This window comes from Streptomyces sp. AA1529 (genome assembly GCF_000280905.1).
In the GTDB taxonomy this organism is placed as follows: domain Bacteria; phylum Actinomycetota; class Actinomycetes; order Streptomycetales; family Streptomycetaceae; genus Streptomyces.
The window spans coordinates 1-19,091 of sequence record NZ_ALAP01000020.1; the positions used below are offsets into that span (position 1 = coordinate 1).

Sequence of the window (19,091 nt, forward strand, 5' to 3'; positions counted from 1 at the left end):
AGTTGTTTGTCCCTTCACGTCCGAGCACGTCCGAGCACGTCCAGGAGTCGCGCCGTGCACCATCTTTCTTACGGAGATGTCAAGACCGCAGCCGACCGGGTTGCCACCGGCGTACGCCCCGTCGCGGTCGCCCGTGCGGACATCGGGGCGGGCGTCGGCGCTGCGGGAACCGGGGGCGCGTCCGGCGCCCCGGACTTCGAGCTGTTCTTCGCTCTGGAGTTCATGCAGCACACCGGCAGCTTCAAGGCGCGGGGCGCGCTCAACTTCCTGCTCGCGCACCGGGAGCGGGAGGAACTCCCCGCGGCGGGCGTCACCCTGGCCTCCGGCGGCAACGCGGGGCTCGCGTGCGCGTGGGCCGCGCGCGGGCTGGACGTGCCCGCCACGGTCTTCCTGCCGGAGACCGCGCCGCAGGTGAAGGTCGAGCGGCTGCGCGCGTACGGGGCGGACGTGCGGCTGGTCGGCACGGAGTACGCCGACGCCGCGACGGCCTGCGAGGCGTTCGCCGCGGACACCGGGGCGCTGGCGTCGCACGCGTACGACCATCCGCTCATCGCGGCGGGTGCCGGGACGCTGGTGGAGGAGATCCGCGCACACGTACCCCTCGTGGACACGGTGGTGGTGTCGGTGGGCGGCGGCGGCCTGTTCGCCGGGGTCGCCGCGGCCGCGCAGCACCACGGGATCCGGGTGGTGGCCGTGGAACCCGAGCGGTGCCGGGCGCTGAACGCCGCGCTGGAGGCGGGGCGCGTCGTCGACGTGCCGGTGGACTCCGTCGCCGCCGACTCGCTGGGCGCCCGCCGGGCCTCCTCGATGGCGCTGGCCGCCGCGGGCACCCGCAATGTGCGGTCGGTGCTGGTGGGCGACGAGGCCGTGGTCTCGGCCCGCCGGGAACTGTGGGAGCGGTACCGGCTGGCAGTGGAGAACGGGGCGGCCACCGCGGTGTCCGCGGTCCGGGGCGCCGTCGCCGCGCCGGACGGGGCCGACGGGCAGAGTGCCCCCTATGTGCCGTCCCCCGGCGAGCGGGTCGTCGTCGTACTGTGCGGCGCCAACGCCGACCCGGCCGAGACGGCCCGCTGACCGTCGGGTGACCCGCCGCTGCCCGGCCCACCGGGCGGCACCGCATCCGGCTCCGGTGCCGCGGAGGGGGATGCGGTGCGGCGGCTCACCCGTTCCGGCGCCACCTCACCCGCGGTGTTCGCGTGTGCCGAGGTAGGAGTCCAGTTCGGCGGCTCCGGACAGCAGCGCCCGGGCCCGGGTGGCCAGTCGGCCGTGCCAGTCGCGCAGCGCGCCCTCCAGCGGCTCCGGCCCGCCGGCCGCCCGCACCTGGGTGATCAGCGGAGCGATCCGCTCCAGCAGGTAGCCGCCCCGCCGGAGTTGGTGGGTGAGCCGGGCGTCCCGGACCGCGGCCTCGTCAAAGACCCGGTACCCGGTGTGCGGATCGCGGCGCGGGCTGACCAGGCCCGCGGCCTCCCATTTGCGCAGCGTCGCGGGCCGGACGCCGAGCTCTTCCGCCAGCGGCCCGATGAACCTGCCCCCGGCGCCCGCGGCCCCGGGCGCTCCGCTCGCTTCGGCCGGCCCGGCGGAGCGGCCCGACCCGGAGCGGCCCGACCCGGCAGGGCCCGCCCCGGCGGACCGCAGGTCGTGCAGGGCGCTCTCCACGGCCTGGAGGGTCCGCCGGTCGTCGAGGAGTCGGGTGTGGGTCTCGTCGACGAGGCGGAGCGCCTCCTCCACGTCGTCCTCGTTGACGGCACGCATGATCGAGGCCGCCGTCCGGTGGCCGTGGCCGGGCAGCAGGGCGAGGAAGGTGCGCAGGGCCCGCGCGTGCAGCGGGGTGTAGGTGCGGTAGCCGTGCTCGGTGCGGTCGGCGGGCGGCAGGATGCCGTCCGCCTCGTAGTTCCTGACCGCCTGCGTGGACAGACCGTGCCCGCGGGCCAGATCGACCGGCCTGAGCCGTTCCGCACTTTGAAGGTTTCGCCCCATGGGGTTCAGGCTATCGCGGCACTCTCGCGAAAAAGTTTCCACCGAAGGTTCAACGATACCGTTGACGGTATGGCTACTGAGATCAAGGACGCCGCCCGCGCTGTCGAAGCGGCCGCCGTCCTGGAGCTGCTCCCGAACCGGCCCCGGGTCCTCGCCCTGGGCGAGCCCACCCACGGCGAGGACTCCCTGCTGGAGGTGCGCAACACGCTCTTCCGGCAACTCGTCGAGCAGGAGGGCTACCGGACGATCGCGCTGGAGAGCGACTGCCTGCGCGGCCTGGCCGTGGACGACCACGGCACCGCGGGCACCGGCACCCTCGACGCCGTCATGGAGCACGGCTTCAGCCACGACCGCGGCGCCTCCGCCGCCAACCGCGCACTCGTACGCTGGATACGCGCCCACAACGACGGTCGCCCCGCGTCCGAACAGGTCCGCTTCGCCGGAATCGACGGCCCGCTGGAGATCACCGGCCCCGAGAGCCCCCGGCAGGCCCTCACCGCACTGCACGGCTACCTCGCCGCCCACGGCGACGCGGACCTGCTCCCCTGCACCGCGGAGGCACTCGACACCCTGCTCGGCGCCGACGACCGCTGGACCCACCCCGACGCGATGCTGGACCCGGCCCGCTCCTTCGGGCGGAGCGCCGAGGCCGGGGAGTTGCGGCTGCTCGCCGACGACCTGGTGGCGCTGCTGGACGAACAGACCCCCCAGCTGATCGCGGCGACCTCGCGGGACGACTGGGACCGGGCCCGGCTGTACGCGCGGAGCGCCACCGGTCTCCTGCGCTACCACTCCTCGATGGCCGACACCTCGCCGAACCGGATGACGCGGCTGGTGGCGCTGCGGGACGCGATGATGGCCGAGAACCTCCTCGCCCTCGCCGAACGCGGCCCGGTGCTGGTCCACGCGCACAACTCCCACCTCCAGCGGGCGAAGAGCACGATGCGGATGTGGCAGGGGCAGGTGGAGTGGTGGAGCGCCGGCGCACTCGCGCAGGTCCGCCTCGGCGCGGAGTACGCCGTCCTGGCCACCGCCCTCGGCACGATCCGGCACCAGGGCGTCGACACCCCGCCGCCGGACACCCTCGAAGGGCTCCTCTACGCACTCCCGCAGGCCCCCTGCGTCGTCGACCCCGCCACGCTGGCCACCGCCCTCGGCGAACCCCGCCCCGCCCCCCGCGTCTCCCCCTGGTTCGGCTACGCCCCGCTCGCCCCGGCCCAGTTGGGCGAGATGGACGGAGTGGTGTTCGTCAGGGACGCCGAGTAGCCGGAGGCCGCGGGAGACACCGGCGGCGGAGGACCGGCCCGGAGTCGGTCCGGTTGGCGTCAGGCGCCGGACGGCGCGGGTGGGGGTGCGGCGCGGGCGGGCGGGAGGCCGGCCGCGTGCAGGGTGTCGCGCGCCTGGTGATGCAGCCAGGTGGGGGCCTGCCGGTGGAGGGCGTGCAGGGTGCCGCGGAGGCGGGTGGTGCTGCGGGTGGAGGCGACGTCGGTCAGCAGGTGGGCGGTGCGGGCCAGGAGCGGGGCGGCGTCCGGCCAGGCGCCCGCGCGGAGGTGGGCGGTCAGCCCGGCCACCGTGTGGTGGAGGGCGATCCGGCCCCCGGGCGCGGTGGAGCGGATCCGCTGGTCGAGCGCGTGGAACAGCGGGAGCGCGGCCCGCGGCGCGCCCAGCTCCAGCAGCATCTCGGCTCGGTGGCCGAGGACTTCGGTTCCGTCCACCCACCAGGTCCAGGCGGGGTCGCGCAGGGCGACGGAGTCCTGGAGCGCGCCCCGCGCCCGGTGCATCGCCGTCAGGGCCCGGGCCCGCTCACCGGTCTGCGCCAGGGCGCGGGCCTGCCGTACCCGCGCCAGCAGTGCCACTCTCGGCGGCACCCGGGGACGGGTCAGGAGTTCTTCGGTGACGGCCAGGGCCTGATCGGGGCGGTGGCCGTCGACGGCGTGCATGGCCAGCATGTCCAGCGCGAACCACTCCCGCGGGGCGTCCCCGGCGCGGACGGCCAGCGTGCGCGAGTCGGCGAAGGCGCGGCGGGCGGCGCCGCGCCGGCCCGCGTCGAAGAGGAGCCAGCCCGCGATCTGGGCGAGTTCCGCGACCTCGGCCGTGCGCCCGCTGTCGGACGCCGGGCCCAGGCGCGTCCGTTCGGCCGTCCACAGGTGGTGGACGGCGGCCGCGACCGCGTCGCCGCCGTGCCGGTCCTCGTGGCGGAGCAGCGGACGGGCCGCGGCCACCGCGCTGCCTGTTCGCCGGTCGCCCACCCGGTCAGGGTACGCAGCGCCCGCGGCACCGGACCGCCGCGCGCTCCCGGGAACGCTCCCGGGAACGCAACCGGGAACGCAGCCGCGCGCCACGGCGCGGAAGGGGGCGCCTCAGCGCAGGAACGCCGCCGCGACCCCCGCGTCCACCGGGATGTGCAGGCCGGTCGTATGCGTCAGGTCGCCGCCGGTGAGGGCGAAGACGGCGGCGGCGACATGCTCGGGCAGGACCTCCCGCTTGAGCAGGGTGCGGCGGGCGTAGAAGGCGCCGAGCTCTTCCTCCGGCACTCCGTACACGGCGGCGCGGCGCGCTCCCCAGCCGCCGGCGAAGATCCCGGAGCCGCGGACGACGCCGTCGGGGTTGACGCCGTTGACCCGGATGCCGTGCTCGCCCAGTTCGGCGGCGAGCAGCCGCACCTGGTGGGACTGGTCGGCCTTGGTGGCGGCGTAGGCGACGTTGTTCGGCCCCGCGAAGACCGCGTTCTTCGAGGCGATGTAGACGATGTCGCCCTCCAGCCCCTGCGCGCGCAGCTGCCGGGCGGCTTCGCGGGAGACGAGGAAGGAGCCGCGGGCCATGATGTCGTGCTGGCGGTCCCAGTCGGCGGCGGTGGTCTCCAGCAGGGGCTTCGAGAGCGAGATCCCCGCGTTGTTGACCACGAGATCGACGCCGCCGAACGCGAGCGCGGCGGCCCGGAACGCGGTCTCGATCTGCTCCTCGGCGGTCACGTCGACGGTGACGGCGAGCGCCTTGTCGCTGCCGCCCAGTTCGGCTGCGAAGGCGTCCGCTTCGGGCCCGTCGCGGTCCGCGACGACCACGCAGGCGCCCTCGGCGGACAGTCTGCGCGCCGTGGCCCTGCCGATCCCGGAGGCGGCTCCGGTCACCAGCGCGACCCGGCCCGCCAGCGGCGGCGGCTGCGGCAGCCGCCGCAGCTTGGCCTCCTCCAGCGCCCAGTACTCGATCCGGAACTTCTCCGACTCCTCGATCGGCGTGTACGAGGAGACGGCTTCCGCGCCGCGCATCACCGTGACGGCGTTCAGATAGAACTCGCCGGCGACTCGCGCGGTCTGCTTGTCCCGGCCGAAGGAGAACATTCCGACGCCGGGTACGAGGACGATCGCGGGGTCGGCACCGCGCATCGGAGGCGAGTCGGCGGTGGCGTACCGAGCGTAGTAGGCGGCGTACTCCTCGCGGTAGGCGGCGTGCAATGCGCGCAGCCGCTCGATCGTCTCGTCCGGCGGTGCGGTGGCCGGCAGGTCGAGGAGGAGTGGGCGGATCTTGGTGCGCAGGAAGTGGTCCGGGCAGGAGGTGCCCAGCGCGGCGAGCCGCGGGTGTGCGGCGTGGGAGAGGAAGTCCAGCACGGGTGCGGTGTCGGTGAAGTGGCCGACCTGCCGGGAGTCGGTGGACACCAGCCCGCGCAGCACGGGTGCCAGGGCGGCGGCCCGCGCGCGGCGTTCGGGCGCCGGGAGCGGCTCGTAGCCCGCGCCGAGGGTGGGGCCGAACGGTTCCGCGCCGCCGCGTCCGGCCAGGAACTCCTCGGCCGTGCGAATCATCCACAGCGAGTTGCGCTCGCACTCCTCGGCCGTCCCGCCCCATGCGGTGATCCCGTGCCCGCCGAGCACGACGCCGACCGCGCGCGGGTCGGTCTCCCGGACGGCGGCGATCTCCAGGCCGAGCTGGAAGCCGGGGCGCCGCCAGGGGAGCCAGGCGACGCGGTCGCCGAAGCACTCCCGGGTCAGCCGTTCGCCGTCGGCGGCGCAGGCGAGGGCGATCCCGGAGTCGGGGTGCAGGTGGTCGACGTGTGCGGCGTCCAGCAGGCCGTGCATGGCCGTGTCGATGGACGGCGCCGCACCGCCTCCGCCGTGCAGGCAGTAGTCGAACGCCGGGACCATCTCGTCCTCGCGCTCCGCACCGGGGTAGGTGGCTCGAAGCGCGCGCAGCCGGTCCAGCCGCAGCACGGCCAGCCCCTCCTCGGTGAGCGTGCCGAGGTCTCCTCCCGACCCCTTGACCCACAGCAGTTCGACGGGCTGCCCGGTGACGGGATCCGTCGCGCTGCCCTTGGCCGAGGCGTTGCCGCCGGCGTGGTTGGTGTTGCGCGGATCGGCGCCGAGTGTGCGGGCGCGCCGCAGCAGGGCGGCCACGGCGGGGTGCTGGGGCGTGGTGGGCATGCGCTTCCTTCGGTGGGTGCGGTCGGCCGCGGTGCGGAGCCCGGCGGGCCGGGGCGGGGCGGAGCGGGGCGGGTACCGAAGTGCGGGACGGGCGGAAGCGGGAGACGGGTGTGGTCTGTGGCGGGGCAGGCGCGGGACGACGGAGCGGATCGGCAGCCTGGAACGCTGCGCGCAACGATGCGTGAAACGATTCAAAAGGCAAGCTAGAGGGGGCCGTTGAGGACTGTCAACGGGGCGAGCCGCTACGCGGCCGGGGTCCAGTCGGCGATCAGGGCGAGCAGGCCGGGGAACCGCGCCTCCAGGTCCGCGATGCGCACCTGGTTGCGCCGGGAGGGCCCGTACTGGCGCTGCCGGACGAGGCCCGCCTCGCGCAGGGTGCGGAAGTGGTGGGTCAGCGAGGACTTGGGACGCTCCAACCCGAACCAGGTGCAGGTGTGGTCGAAGTCGACCGCCTCCAGCAGCAGTTTGCGGACCACGCCGATCCGGAGCGGGTCGCTGAGCGCCGCCATCACCGCCTCCAGCCGGATCTCGTCCCGGGCGGGCTCGGGCAGCGGCTCCGGAACCTCGGCACCGGGCGGGGGCGGCGGGATACGGAACTCCCGGCCGAGGGCCGCGTCACGCACGGGGTCCTCCTTCTTCGGGTGACGGGTGGCGGGTGGCGGTCGACGCACGTCGGTCCACTCGCGGTGGCCACGCAGTGGCGGGCGACCGGGGCGGCGACCGCACCGCCGCACGTAGTACGACTTGCATCGTACTACTCGCCACTGGTACGAATTCTCTCGTACTTCTTGTACGAATCGACTCGTACTTTCTGTGTCCTGCCCTCCCCTGCCCTCCCCTGCCCAGGAGCTCCCGCATGTCCGCTTCCGCTCCGCCGACCGCCACCGGCCCCCGACGGGGCTGGATGTGGCTGGCCGCCTGGCCCGTCGTCGCCGTCCTCGCCCTCTCCAACGAACCCGCGCCGCTCTACGTCCTGTGGCAGGACCGGATCGGCTTCTCCGCAGCCGCCCTGACGGCGGTCTACGCCGCCTACATCGCCGGACTGCTGGGCACCCTCACCGTCGCGGGCACCCTCTCCGACCGCTACGGCCGCAAGCCGGTGCTGCTCCCCGGCCTGCTGCTCGGCCTGCTGGCCTCGGCGCTGTTCGCCTCGGCGCACTCGGTGCCCGTGCTCCTGGTGGCGCGGCTGCTGAGCGGTATCGCGGTCGGCGCGTTCCTCTCCGCCGGGATGGCGGCCGTCTCCGACCTCGCGGACCGCACCCAGAAGCGCACGGCCGGACTGATCGCCTCGTCCTCCATGGTCGGCGGGGCCGCCGTCGGTCCGCTGCTGGCCGGGCTGCTGTCCGAGCTGGTCCCCGGCCCCTCGGTCACCGTCTTCCTGGTCCAGATCGGCCTGCTGCTGGCCGCGTTCGCCGTGGTGGTCCGGATGCCGCTGCCGCCGCGGGCCGCACCGGCCGCACCCGGCACCGCCCGCCGGCTGGTCCGCGTCCCCTCCGCGCCGCGGGCCAACCGCGGCCAGCTCCTGCTGGGCCTGGGCGTCTTCGCCCCCGCGATCGCGGCAACCGGGTTCGTGCTCTCCCTCGGCCCCACGCTGCTCGCCGACCTGCTGCACACCCGCAGCCGGATCCTCTCCGGTGCGACTATCTTCGTGCTGTTCGCCGCCGCCACGGGTATCCAGTTCGCCGCACGCAGGCTGCGGGTGCGCACGGACCTGCTCACCGGCGCCGCACTGACCACGGCGAGCATGGCCGTGCTCGTCCTCGCCGTCCGCACCACGTCGGTCCCCGCGCTCGTCGCCTCCGCCGTCCTCGCCGGGCTCGGCCAGGGCCTGACCCAGCTCGGGGCCCTGACCATGCTCAGCTCCGACGTCCCGGCCGCACGCCTGGCCGAGGCGAACGCCGCCCTCACCGCGGGCGGCTACCTGCTGGCCGGGGCGCTGCCGGTGGCCGCCGGGGCGCTCAGCGACGCCACCTCCCTCGACACCGCCTCCGCCGTGTTCGGCGCCACCGTCGCCGCGCTGGTCCTGACGGGCGCGACCGCCGTGCTCCGCAGCGGGGCCACCGGCGCGGGCAGCTCGGGCGGACGCACTGTCCGCGCCGCCCCCGGCACACAGGACGGCGCGCCGGCTGTGCGGGGCACCCGGGACAGGCAGGACGGCCTCGTACGGGCCAGGCGCCGCCGGCCGGCCGGGACGGTGCACACGGCGGCGCCGGCCGCCAGGGGCGCGGCGGGCGCGGCGACGGCCGACGCCGTCCGGGCCGGCTCCGAGCAGCCCGAGTAGCCCGCCACTGCCCGAGCAGCCGGACGCGGGCCCGGCGCCGGCCGGTGACCCCGGCGCAGCGCCGCCGCCCGCCCGGCTCCGAGCGGGCCGGCCCCCGGCGGCGGCCTGCCGCCGCGCAGCCCCGGTGCCGTCAGTCCTGGTCGAGGGCCTGGCGCCAGGTGCGGACGGCGGCGGGGTCGACCGGGCCGGCCCAGCCGCGGGGGCGGGCGGCGCTGCCGATGTGGAAGGCGTCGATGCCGGCCCGGCGCAGTCCGGCGACGTGGTCGAGCGAGAGCCCGCCTCCGACCAGCAGCCGGGGCCCGTAGCCCGGCTCCTCCGCGGTGGTGCGGGCCGCTTCGGCACGGAGGGTCCGGAAACCGTCGGTCACCCCGTCCGGGGAGCCGGCGGTGAGGTAGGTGTCCAGGCCGGGCGCGTCGGCGAGCTGCTTGCGCAGGGCGTCGCGGTCGGCGGCCCGGTCGAGGGCGCGGTGGAAGGTCCACCGGCACCCGGGTACGGCGGCCGTGACGGCCTCGACAGCACGCAGGTCCGCCTGCCCCGCCTCGTCGAGGAAGCCGAGGACGAACTCCTCCGCGCCCGCCGCGCGCAGCGCCGCTGCGCGTGCGCACAGTTCCTCGATCCCGGCGTCGCCCCCGGCGCTGAAGCCGTCGGCGAGCCGCAACATCACCCGGAGCGGGATACTGACGGCGTCCCGGACGGCGGTGCAGGTCTCCAGGGACGGGGTGAGACCGTCGGCGGCCATGTCGGTGACCACCTCCAGGCGGTCCGCTCCCCCGACCTCCGCTGCGGCAGCGTCTTCCGCGCTGAGCGCGACCACCTCGAGAATTGGTCTAGACATGCGCAACAGAGTGCCATACGGCGGAAGGCGCTGGAAGACGGCACTCCCCCGGGACCACAATTGCCCGATGTCGACGACAGAGCCCCCACCCGCATCCGGCCGACCGGGCGACGGAACGGCGCGACGACCGGCCGGCGGAACCGCCCGGGAGCCCGCGGACACCGCACGCCCGAACCCGGCACGTCCGACCCCGGAGACGGCGCTCCCCGCCCCGGCGACGGCCCACCCGGAGCTGCTCGACCGCTGGAACGCGCTGCTGATCGACGCCCGCGAGGGTGCCGACGGCCCCGACCCGGCGCCCTACGGCGAGGACCTGCTCGGCCGCTGGGCCGAACCCCACCGCCGGTACCACGGCACGGCGCACCTGCGCGCGGTGCTGGACCGCCTCGACGAGCTCGCCGCGCGGCTTCCCCCGGAGCGGGAGGCCGGTCCCGGAACCGGCGCCGGCGCGGGCCCCGACCTCGCCGCCGTACGGCTGGCCGCGTGGTTCCACGACGCCGTCTACCGGCCCGACCGCAGCGAGAACGAGGAGCGCAGCGCCCGCCTGGCCGAACGCGCGCTGCCCGAGGCCGGGGTACCGGCGGCCCGCACCGCCGAGGTCGCCCGCCTCGTCCGCCTCACGGTCACCCACGACCCCGCCGACGACGACCTCGACGGTGCACTGCTCTGCGACGCGGACCTCGCCGTCCTGGCCGGCACCCCCGAGCAGTACGCGCACTACGCCGCCGAGATCCGCCAGGAGTACGCCTTCGTCCCCGACGCCGCCTTTCGCGAGGGCCGCTCCGCCGTCCTGCGCCAACTCCTCGGCCTGCCCCACCTCTTCCGTACCGGCTACGCACGCGACCACTGGGAGCCCGCGGCCCGGCACAATCTGACGACGGAACTGGGCCTGCTGGAGGCGTGATACGGGGAAGTCCCGACATCCTCGACGTCCACGCCGCTACGAGGAGGAGCGCGCTCTTGGAAGAGGAGGAAGAGGAGACGGAGACGGTCTGCCGGGTCTGCGGATTCGACGGCCCGGTCGTCTGGGAGGGCGGCTGGCCCACGGAAGACATCTGCCCCTGCTGCGGCAACGAGTCCGACATCAGTGACAGCAGTGTCACCGGAGTACGCGTCTACCGCGGCTACTGGGTGGCCAACGGCGCTCCCTGGCGCGACGGGCTGGAGGAACGCAGGCAGCGGGCCGCCGGCTGGGATCTGCTGCGGCAGATGGCGAACATCCCGCCGCAGTGGCGCTGAATCCGCCGCCACCCGCGCCCCGGACCGGCCCCGAGGCAGGAGCGGTCCGCGGCCGCTCGCGAGCCCGGCTCCGGCCCCGGGACCGGCCCCGCCTCCCCGCTCCGGAATGCGCGGGCCGGGAGGCGGGGTTGAAGGTGTCATGCCTGACGAACTCGCAGGGGGCCGTCCCTCCGCCGCCCGTGTCCCGCCGGCCGTCCATGTGCTGGGCCTGTCCGTCTTCGCGCTCGGGACCTCCGAGTTCATGCTCTCCGGCATCCTGCAACCCCTCGCCCGGGACCTGGACGTGTCGATCCCCCAGGCCGGGCTGCTGGTGTCGGCGTTCGCGGTGGGCATGGTCGTGGGCGCGCCGGTGCTGGCGGCGGCGACGCTGAAGCTGCCGCGCCGCACGACGCTGGTCGCACTGCTGGCCGCCTTCATGCTGGGGCAGGTCGCGGGCGCGCTCGCGCCGAGCTACGAGGTGCTGTTCGCCTCCCGGGTGGTCAGCGCGCTGGCCTGCGCCGGGTTCTGGGCGGTCGGCGCCGCGGTCGCGGTCTCGCTGGTGCCGGAGAACGCCCGGGCCCGGGCCATGGCGATCATGGTGGGCGGGCTGAGCGTCGCCAACATCGCGGGCGTACCGGCCGGATCGTTCCTCGGCCAGCAGGCGGGCTGGCGCTCCGCGTTCTGGGCGGTCGCCGCGCTGTCGGCCGTCGGACTGGTCGGGGTGCTCGCGCTGGTGCCCCGCACCCCGGTGCCGACCGGCGCGGAAGCCCCCGATCTCCGGCGGGAGCTGCGGATCTACCGGGACAAGCAGGTCTGGCTGGCGCTGCTGACCATCGCACTGAACGCGGGCGCCGTCTTCGCCGTCTTCTCCTATCTGGCGCCGCTCCTCACCGACGTCGCCGGACTGCCGGAGAGCTGGGTGCCCAGCGTGCTCGCGCTGTTCGGGCTCGGCGGGTTGATCGGCACGATCATCGGCGGCCGGATCGCGGACGCGCACCTGTTCGGCACGATGTACGGCGGCATCGCCGCGTCGACCGCCGTGCTCGCGCTGCTGGCGCTGCTGGCCGAGTACCGCTGGGCCGTGGTCGGGCTGGCCCTGCTGCTCGGCGTCACCGCGTTCACGACGGCGCCCGCGCTGAACGCCCGGATGTTCAACGCCGCCGACGCGGCGCCCACGCTGGCCGGGGCCACGACGACGGCCTCGTTCAACATCGGCAACACGCTCGGGCCCTGGCTGGGCGGCCTGGCCATCTCGGCGGGCTGGGGATATCCGGCCGTGGCCTGGGTCGGTGCGGGCATGGCGGCGGTCGCGGTGCTCGCGACGGCCGTCTCCGCGCGGGTGCACGCCCGCTCCCGGGTGGTCGCCGCGTCGTATCCGCGGGTGGAGCAGGCGCAGGAGCAGGTGCGGGCATAGCCGCCCGACGGGTCCGCACCGACCTGGCCGCCGCCCGCGGCACCGGCCCCGCGGGTCAGCGCTTGCGGCGCCGGAGGCCGGCGGCCGTGAGCCGCTGGAGCAGTTCCTTGGAGCCGACCGGGACGGCGCCGGCGTCCACGGCGCTCTCGTACAGCGTCGAGGGCACGTCGTAGTGGTCGCGGTCGAAGGCGCGCGGCGGGCATCCGAGGCCCGCCGCGAACGCGTGCAGTTCCTCGTACGAGAGATCGCTGACCACGTGCGACCACATCCGGCCGTGGCCCGGCCAGATCGGCGGGTCGATGTAGACGGTCACCGGCAGGGCCCCGCGCCCGCGCTCACGGTTTGCTGCCCAGCGAGCCCACCCGGGCCACCACCGTGGACGTGGCGGCGCACACCCAGTGCGGTTCCTCGCCCAGTTCGGGTTCGACGTCGAGCGCGTGCGGGTCGGAGCCGACGCACACCGGGCAGACGGGCCAGCGCCCGTACCGTTCGAGCAGCGCGTCCTGCACGTCCTGGGCCACCAGGCCGTCCACGAACGCCGCACCTTCCGGCCACTCGCCCACCCACCAGCGACGGTGCGAGACCGCCTCCTCGACCAGCGAGACGATGTCGGCGTGCGCGACGTCGCTCGCCTCCAGGTCGGCGAGGATCAGCGCGCGGGCCGCGTGCAGCGACCGCTCCAGCGGGTCCTGGCGGCGGGCGCCCGGCGGAGGCTCCTCGCGGGGCGCGTCGCGGCGCTCCCGGTCGCGGGCCGGATCGGGGGAAGCGCCACCGTGCGCTCCCTCTTCCGGGGGTCCCGAGTCGGCTGCGGGTTCCTTCGGTTCCATACCTCCATTGCACCACTGCGCGCGCGGAAGGATCACACGTTCGTGCCGCGTCGACCATTGACGGGGTGCCGATATGAAAATATCTTCCGTCTGTGAGCAGCGACCTGAAGGAAAATTTCGCCTTCCGCCCGGGGCGCCGGGCGGCCCGGCCGGGCACCCAGCCCCCGGCCCCCCGGTCAGCGGGCGACGCCGACGGCGGCGCCCCCTCCCGACCGGCCAACCGCCCGGGGCCCTCGGCCCTCGCGGCCAAGGTCCGCACGATGGCGCCCTCGATGACGCGCTCCATGCAGCGGGTCGCCGAGGCGGTCGCCCACGACCCGGCGGGGTGCGCCCAGCTCACCGTCACCGGGCTGGCCGAGCGCACCGGCACCAGCGAGGCCACCGTCGTCCGCACCTCCCGGCTGCTGGGCTATCCCGGCTACCGCGACCTGCGCCTCGCCCTCGCGGGACTCGCGGCGCAGCAGGAGTCCGGCGCCGCCCCCGCCGTCACGGCGGACATCGCCGTCGACGATCCGATCGCCGACGTCGTCGCCAAGCTGGCGCTCGACGAACAGCAGACCCTCGCCGACACGGCGGCGGCGCTGGACGTCGCACAGGTCGACGCGGCGGTCGCGGCGATGGCGGCGGCCCGGCGTGTCGACGTGTACGGCGTCGGCGCCTCGGGGCTGGTCAGCCAGGACCTGGCGCAGAAACTGCTGCGCATCGGGCTGGTGGCGCACAGCCATGTGGACCCCCATCTGGCCGTCACCAACGCCGTGCAGATGCGGGCGGGCGACGTCGCACTGGCCATCACCCATTCGGGGCGGACGGTGGACGTCATCGAGCCGCTGCGGGTCGCCTTCGACCAGGGGGCGACGACCATCGCGATCACCGGCCGGCCGGACGGCGAGGTGGCCCAGTACGCCGACCACGTACTGACCACCTCGACGGCGCGCGAGAGCGAGCTGCGCCCGGCGGCGATGTCCAGCAGGACGAGCCAGCTCCTCGTCGTGGACTGCCTGTTCATAGGGGTCGCGCAGCGTACGTACGAGACGGCGGCGCCCGCGCTCTCCGCCTCCTACGAAGCGCTGGCGCACCGCCACTCCCCCCGGCAGCGCACCCGCTGACCCTCCCCCGGTCGGCCCGACCCGGCCGACCGGTCCGCGGGCCCGGGGCACGTTCGCCGCGCAGTCCCGTCCCCGGCGGCGCGCCACCGGCCCCGCACCGTCGGCAGCCCGCTGCCGACGGCACCCGCCGACCGCCGGCCGGCGGGCCCACCGGCCGCACCCACCGCTCCGCGACCGCCCGGGCCCGCCGCCCCGAGCCACAGAAAGCCGCTCCCCGATGACCACCTCGCAGTCACAGACCGCCGCGACCGGGACCGACCCGCACCCCGCCGGTCCGCAGTCCCCCGGACCACAGCCCCCCGCACCGGAGTCCGCCGGTCCGGCGGGCGCCGGGACCGGCCGCTCGCACCACGACGAGCTGCGCCGGCAGTTGGGCACCCTCACCACCGAGGCGTTCCGCAGCGAACTGGCGGAGATCGACCAGCTGCCCACGCTGGAGATCGCCAAGCTCATGAACGCCGAGGACAGCACCGTCCCCACCGCCGTCGCCGCGCAGCTCCCCGTGATCGCCGAGGCGATCGACGGCATCGCCGAGCGGATGGCGCGCGGGGGCCGCCTCCTCTACGCGGGCGCCGGTACGGCCGGGCGCATGGGGGTGCTGGACGCCAGCGAGTGCCCGCCGACCTTCAACACGGCCCCGGGGCAGGTCACCGGTCTGATCGCGGGTGGCCCCGGCGCGCTGGTGAACTCGGTCGAGGGCGCCGAGGACAGCGCCGAGGCGGCGGCGGACGAGCTGGCGGCGCTGAAGGTGACGGCGGACGACACCGTCGTCGGGATCTCCGCCTCCGGCCGCACCCCCTTCGCGGTCGGCGCCGTCGAATACGCGCGCTCCCGCGGAGCGCTCACCGTCGGGCTGGCCTGCAACGCGGACTCGGCGCTCGGCGCCGCCGCCGAGCACGGCATCGAGGTCGTCGTCGGACCCGAGCTGCTGACCGGTTCCACCCGGCTCAAGGCCGGTACGGCGCAGAAGCTCGTGCTCAACATGCTCTCCACCCTCACGATGATCCGGCTCGGCAAGACCTACGGAAACCTGATGGTGGACCTGCGCGCCTCGAACGAGAAGCTGCGCGCACGCTCGCGGCGCATCGTCGAGCTGGCCACGGGAGCGCCGGACGAGGAGATCGAGGCGGCGCTGACGGCCACCGACGGCGAGGTCAAGGCGGCGATCCTCACCATCCTCGGCGGCGTCCCGGCCCCGGCGGCGGAACGGCTGCTCCACGCCGCGCACGGGCATCTGCGCGCCGCACTCCGGTCCGCCGCCGGTGGACACGGCGCCGGGGACCGGACCGAGGCCGAACCCCGGACCGGCAACGGCACCAGCACCGGAACCGGCACCGGAACCCCCGCCGGCGCCGCCCCGGAGGACCCCGGCCCCGGCTCGAACGCGGGGTAGCGGCACACCCCAGGGCGCCGCCCCGAACCGCCCGCACCACACCGACCGACGCGCAGAGAACCACCCGACCGAACGACCATGGCACCACTCGAAGAAGAGCGACCGCACCATGAGCACACACAGCACCCGCAGCTCCCCTGAGGACAATCCCGGCAGACAGCTCGCCGAGGCGATCCTCCCCCTGGTGGGAGGCGCCGCGAACGTCACCTCCGTCAGCCACTGCATGACCCGGATGCGGCTCGGCCTGGCCGACCGCTCCCTCGTCCAGGACGGGCCCCTCAGGGCGCTCCCGGGCGTGCTGGGCGTGGTGGAGGACGACACGTACCAGATCGTGCTCGGCCCGGGCAAAGTCGCCCGGATCACGCCGGAGTTCGAGGCACTCGTGCAGGCGGCACCGGACCGGGCGACGGCCCGGGAACCCGCTTCGGCGGGCGCCGCCGGCACGACGACCGCCGGCACGACGGCCGCCGACCTGGCGGCCGAGGGCGCCGCGCTCCGCGCCGCGCGCAAGGAGAAGAACGCGACACCGGTGAAGCTGATGCTGCGCCGTATCGCCAACATCTTCGTCCCGCTCATCCCGGCGCTGATCGGCTGCGGCATCGTCGCCGGACTCAACGGGCTGTTCACCAACGCGGGCTGGCTCCCGTCACTCACCCCCGCACTGGCGGCGATCGCCAGCGGCTTCATGTCGCTGATCGCCGTGTTCGTCGGACTGAACACCGCGCGGGAGTTCGGCGGGACGCCGGTGCTGGGCGGTGCCGCCGCGGCCGTCATCGTCTTCCCCGGGGTGGCGGAGGTATCGGCGTTCGGCCAGCAGCTGGCCCCGGGCCAGGGCGGTGTGCTGGGCGCGCTGTTCGCGGCACTGCTGGCGGTGTACGTGGAGAAGGCGTGCCGCCGCTTCGTGCCGTCCGCCGTCGACGTGCTGGTCACGCCGACGGTGACGGTGCTGGTCGCGGGGCTGGTCACGCTGTTCGGACTGATGTACGTGTGCGGCGAGATCGCCACCGGGATCGGACATCTGGCCGACTGGCTGCTCCAGCACGGCGGGGCCGTGGCCGGATTCGTGCTGGGCGGACTGTTCCTGCCGCTGGTGATGCTGGGACTGCACCAGGCGCTCATCCCCATCCACACGACGCTGATCGAGCAGAGCGGCTACACCGTGCTGCTGCCCATCCTCGCGATGGCGGGCGCCGGGCAGGTCGGCGCCGCGATCGCCATCTACCTGCGGCTGCACCGCAACACCTCGATCCGCAGCACCATCCGCTCCGCCCTCCCCGCCGGGTTCCTGGGCGTGGGGGAACCGCTGATCTACGGGGTCTCCCTGCCCCTGGGCCGCCCCTTCATCACGGCGTGCGTGGGCGGGGCCTTCGGCGGCGGGGTGGTGGGCCTCTTCTACCAGTTGGGCACCTCGGTCGGCTCCACCGCGATCGGCCCCTCCGGCTGGGCCCTCTTCCCCCTCCTCAAGGGCAACCACAGCCTGGGCGGCATCGCCCTGATCTACGCGCTCGGGCTGGCCGCCGGCTATCTCGTCGGCTTCGTGGCCACCTACTTCTTCGGGTTCAGCAAGCAGATGCTGACCGAACTGAACGCGCCCGCGGAGGCCGAGGCACCCGCCGCCGAGGGCGGGCACTCGCCCGAACCCCCGCCGTCCGGCGCCCCGGACCCCGGCCCGGACCCCGGCCCGGACCCGGGTCCGGCCCCCGCACCCGCGGGAGGCGGCGGCTCGCTCGTCTGACGGGAGCCCGAACCGTTTCCGCCGCCGGGCGGAGGGGGCCCGGTGCCGACCCCCTCCCGCCCGGCGGCGGACAACCCGGCACGTCCTCCGCGGCAACGCCGCCGCGCGACGCGCGGAGCGTCACCTCATGTCCGGATCTCCCTTGATCAGGGCGAACGGCGCACCGGCCGGGTCCCTGAGCATCGCGAGGCGGCCCACGCCGGGTACGTCCGTCGGCGGGATCAGCACCTTCGCACCGGCACCGGTCGCCCGCGCGCACGTCGCATCGCAGTCCTCCGTGGCGAAGTAGGGGTGCCACTCCGAGGTCGACCCGGCGCTCAGGTTCTCCTGCGGGAGCTGCATGATCCCGCCCTGCCCGGTGTCGCCCTCCGTACCGCCACCGGGCGCCGAGACCACCGAGTAGACCAGGTCGTCACCCATCGACATGTCCTCGTAGGTCCACGAGAACACCGCCGTGTAGAAGCGCTTCGCCGCCGCCGCGTCCGTCGTGTACAGCTCCGTCCAGCACAGCGTCTCCGGCTCCATGAGCACTTCCAGACCACCCGTGTCCTTCGGCTCCCACACGGCGAAGTCGGCGCCGGTGGGGTCCGTGAACTGCGCCAGCCGGCCCGCCGTGAACACGTCCATCGGCGCGACCCGCACGGCGCCGCCCGCCTCCTCCACGCGGGCCCGCACCGCGTCCGCGTCCCGGGTGTGGAAGTACGTCGTCCACGCGGCGCTGCCGCCGTCCTCCATCAGCGGGCCGACGGCGGCGGCGGTCCGCCCGCCGCGCTGGAAGAAGCCGTATCCCCCGGCCTCCGGACCCGCAGACCGGAACTGCCAGTCGAAGACGCTGGTGTAGAAGGCGACGGCGGCGTCCACATCGGGCGCGCCGAGGTCCAGCCAGTCGGGAGTGCCGGGAACGAAGTCGGTCGTCAGCATGCGGAACCTCCGAAGCACGAGGCGGGTGCTGGATCCGGGGCGCTGCCACCGGCGGCCGGGCGCGCAGCCGCCACCCGCCGCGGACCGTGCGGCCGCCGGTACGGGACGCACCCGCTCCGCGCAGCCACCCACCGCCTCAGGATGGCAGCACTCCGGCCGACCCGCCCCTCGGGACGTTCCGCACCCCCGCTCCGCTCCGGCCCGCCAGACGGCGCCACCCGCCGCTCCGGCCGCCAGGTCAGCGCTGCTCGCGACGGAGCAGCACCCGGCCGAGGCCCGCCTGCGCCACCGCCAGACCCCGCACCATCGGAACCGCTGTGAGCAGGAAGAACACACCGAGTGCTGTATTGAAGGCGATGTCGGGACCGCGTCCGTCCAGTCCGAAGACCAGATCCATCACCCCGTCCTCGTCACCGCGCGGGATCGACCAGGACCACAGTCCGTAGGTGAGCCCGCCGACCCCGCCCACCAACCAGGTCAGCGTGACCGAGAAGGTCGCCACCCGCACCGGGAAGGCCAGCACCGCGTGCACCAGGTCCCGCCACGCCTGCGGGTCCGCCACCCCCTTCCACCGACTGCCCCCGGCCCCGGCGCCCTCCGCCGCGCCCACCGGGCGGGCGGGCAGCGGACGGCCGGTGACGGCGGCGATCTGCTCCGCCTCCACCCGGGCCAGAAAGCGGGCCATGGACAGCGTCCCGGCCAGCACCGGCAGACCGACGACCAGGACGAGCGTCGAGACGCCGAGCGCGAACCCGGTCACCATCAGCACGAAGGCGGCGATGCCCAACGGCAGCCCGGAGAGCAGATAGCCCACCTCCCGGCCGAAGCGTCCCCGCCGCCGGGGGAAGGAGTCCGGACCCTGCTGCACCTGCGTCATCGTCGCCATGCATCCACTGTCGCCGGGCGGCGGAGCCGATCCCATACCGCTGGGGCCCGGATCCGGGGTGGTGCTGGCTACACCCCGGACCGGGC

At 75.1% G+C, this 19,091-nt stretch carries 18 protein-coding genes; 9 read left to right on the forward strand and 9 right to left on the reverse strand.

Features of this window, described 5'->3' with window-relative positions:
- Window positions 1-54 precede the first annotated feature (54 nt).
- Window positions 55-1,074 (forward strand): serine/threonine dehydratase, encoded by a 1,020-nt coding sequence (locus tag A949_RS0106115; RefSeq protein ID WP_019355119.1) that lies wholly within the window; start codon window positions 55-57, stop codon window positions 1,072-1,074.
- Between the two features lie 105 nt (window positions 1,075-1,179).
- Here A949_RS0106115 and A949_RS0106120 read toward each other — a convergent pair whose 3' ends face one another.
- A complete protein-coding gene (locus A949_RS0106120) occupies window positions 1,180-1,977 on the reverse strand; it encodes a TioE family transcriptional regulator (RefSeq protein WP_019355120.1) in 798 nt (265 codons plus the stop codon).
- A gap of 69 nt (window positions 1,978-2,046) precedes the next feature.
- On the opposite strand from A949_RS0106120, the gene A949_RS0106125 reads away from it, so the two are divergent.
- A complete protein-coding gene (locus A949_RS0106125) occupies window positions 2,047-3,243 on the forward strand; it encodes an erythromycin esterase family protein (RefSeq protein ID WP_019355121.1) in 1,197 nt (398 codons plus the stop codon).
- A 59-nt stretch (window positions 3,244-3,302) separates the two neighbouring features.
- On the opposite strand, the gene A949_RS32660 is transcribed toward A949_RS0106125, so the two are convergent.
- From A949_RS32660 to A949_RS0106140, 3 genes are all read right to left on the reverse strand, one after another.
- A complete protein-coding gene (locus tag A949_RS32660; RefSeq protein WP_158687557.1) occupies window positions 3,303-4,226 on the reverse strand; it encodes an XRE family transcriptional regulator in 924 nt (307 codons plus the stop codon).
- A gap of 111 nt (window positions 4,227-4,337) precedes the next feature.
- Complete coding sequence (locus A949_RS0106135; RefSeq protein ID WP_019355123.1) at window positions 4,338-6,389, reverse strand: bifunctional rhamnulose-1-phosphate aldolase/short-chain dehydrogenase; 2,052 nt, start codon at window positions 6,387-6,389, stop codon at window positions 4,338-4,340.
- A gap of 242 nt (window positions 6,390-6,631) precedes the next feature.
- A complete protein-coding gene (locus tag A949_RS0106140) occupies window positions 6,632-7,012 on the reverse strand; it encodes an ArsR/SmtB family transcription factor (RefSeq protein ID WP_019355124.1) in 381 nt (126 codons plus the stop codon).
- 233 nt (window positions 7,013-7,245) lie between these two features.
- Between A949_RS0106140 and A949_RS32665 the strand changes: the two genes are divergently transcribed.
- Window positions 7,246-8,670, forward strand: a complete 1,425-nt coding sequence (locus A949_RS32665) for an MFS transporter (RefSeq protein ID WP_019355125.1) — start codon at window positions 7,246-7,248, stop codon at window positions 8,668-8,670.
- 130 nt (window positions 8,671-8,800) lie between these two features.
- Here the strand turns inward: A949_RS32665 and A949_RS0106150 are convergent, their stop codons facing one another.
- Window positions 8,801-9,505, reverse strand: coding sequence for a copper homeostasis protein CutC (locus tag A949_RS0106150; RefSeq protein ID WP_037705942.1), 705 nt, complete (start codon window positions 9,503-9,505; stop codon window positions 8,801-8,803).
- 67 nt (window positions 9,506-9,572) lie between these two features.
- Here A949_RS0106150 and A949_RS32670 point away from each other — a divergent pair, with 67 nt between their 5' ends.
- From A949_RS32670 to A949_RS0106165, 3 genes are all read left to right on the forward strand, one after another.
- Window positions 9,573-10,409: an HD domain-containing protein gene (locus A949_RS32670; RefSeq protein WP_019355127.1), complete on the forward strand. Its 837-nt coding sequence runs from the start codon at window positions 9,573-9,575 to the stop codon at window positions 10,407-10,409.
- 56 nt (window positions 10,410-10,465) lie between these two features.
- The gene (locus tag A949_RS0106160) at window positions 10,466-10,744 is read left to right on the forward strand and encodes a hypothetical protein (RefSeq protein WP_019355128.1); all 279 of its coding nucleotides are present in this window, start codon (window positions 10,466-10,468) and stop codon (window positions 10,742-10,744) included.
- 139 nt (window positions 10,745-10,883) lie between these two features.
- Window positions 10,884-12,137: a Cmx/CmrA family chloramphenicol efflux MFS transporter gene (locus A949_RS0106165; protein WP_019355129.1), complete on the forward strand. Its 1,254-nt coding sequence runs from the start codon at window positions 10,884-10,886 to the stop codon at window positions 12,135-12,137.
- A 55-nt stretch (window positions 12,138-12,192) separates the two neighbouring features.
- Here A949_RS0106165 and A949_RS0106170 read toward each other — a convergent pair whose 3' ends face one another.
- On the reverse strand, window positions 12,193-12,450 hold the full coding sequence (locus A949_RS0106170) for a DUF4031 domain-containing protein (RefSeq protein ID WP_019355130.1): 258 nt from the start codon (window positions 12,448-12,450) through the stop codon (window positions 12,193-12,195).
- Between the two features lie 22 nt (window positions 12,451-12,472).
- Complete coding sequence (locus tag A949_RS0106175) at window positions 12,473-12,964, reverse strand: hypothetical protein (RefSeq protein ID WP_019355131.1); 492 nt, start codon at window positions 12,962-12,964, stop codon at window positions 12,473-12,475.
- A 92-nt stretch (window positions 12,965-13,056) separates the two neighbouring features.
- On the opposite strand from A949_RS0106175, the gene A949_RS0106180 reads away from it, so the two are divergent.
- The 3 genes from A949_RS0106180 to A949_RS0106190 all read left to right on the forward strand — a co-directional run bounded on the left by A949_RS0106180 (window position 13,057) and on the right by A949_RS0106190 (window position 17,198).
- On the forward strand, window positions 13,057-14,070 hold the full coding sequence (locus tag A949_RS0106180) for a MurR/RpiR family transcriptional regulator (protein ID WP_019355132.1): 1,014 nt from the start codon (window positions 13,057-13,059) through the stop codon (window positions 14,068-14,070).
- 217 nt (window positions 14,071-14,287) lie between these two features.
- Window positions 14,288-15,463, forward strand: a complete 1,176-nt coding sequence (murQ, locus tag A949_RS32675) for an N-acetylmuramic acid 6-phosphate etherase (protein WP_019355133.1) — start codon at window positions 14,288-14,290, stop codon at window positions 15,461-15,463.
- Between the two features lie 109 nt (window positions 15,464-15,572).
- Window positions 15,573-17,198, forward strand: coding sequence for a PTS transporter subunit EIIC (locus A949_RS0106190; RefSeq protein WP_019355134.1), 1,626 nt, complete (start codon window positions 15,573-15,575; stop codon window positions 17,196-17,198).
- 120 nt (window positions 17,199-17,318) lie between these two features.
- On the opposite strand, the gene A949_RS0106195 is transcribed toward A949_RS0106190, so the two are convergent.
- On the reverse strand, window positions 17,319-18,119 hold the full coding sequence (locus tag A949_RS0106195; protein ID WP_019355135.1) for a VOC family protein: 801 nt from the start codon (window positions 18,117-18,119) through the stop codon (window positions 17,319-17,321).
- 238 nt (window positions 18,120-18,357) lie between these two features.
- On the reverse strand, window positions 18,358-19,005 hold the full coding sequence (locus tag A949_RS0106200; RefSeq protein WP_237735757.1) for a sensor domain-containing protein: 648 nt from the start codon (window positions 19,003-19,005) through the stop codon (window positions 18,358-18,360).
- Between the last annotated feature and the right edge of the window lie 86 nt (window positions 19,006-19,091).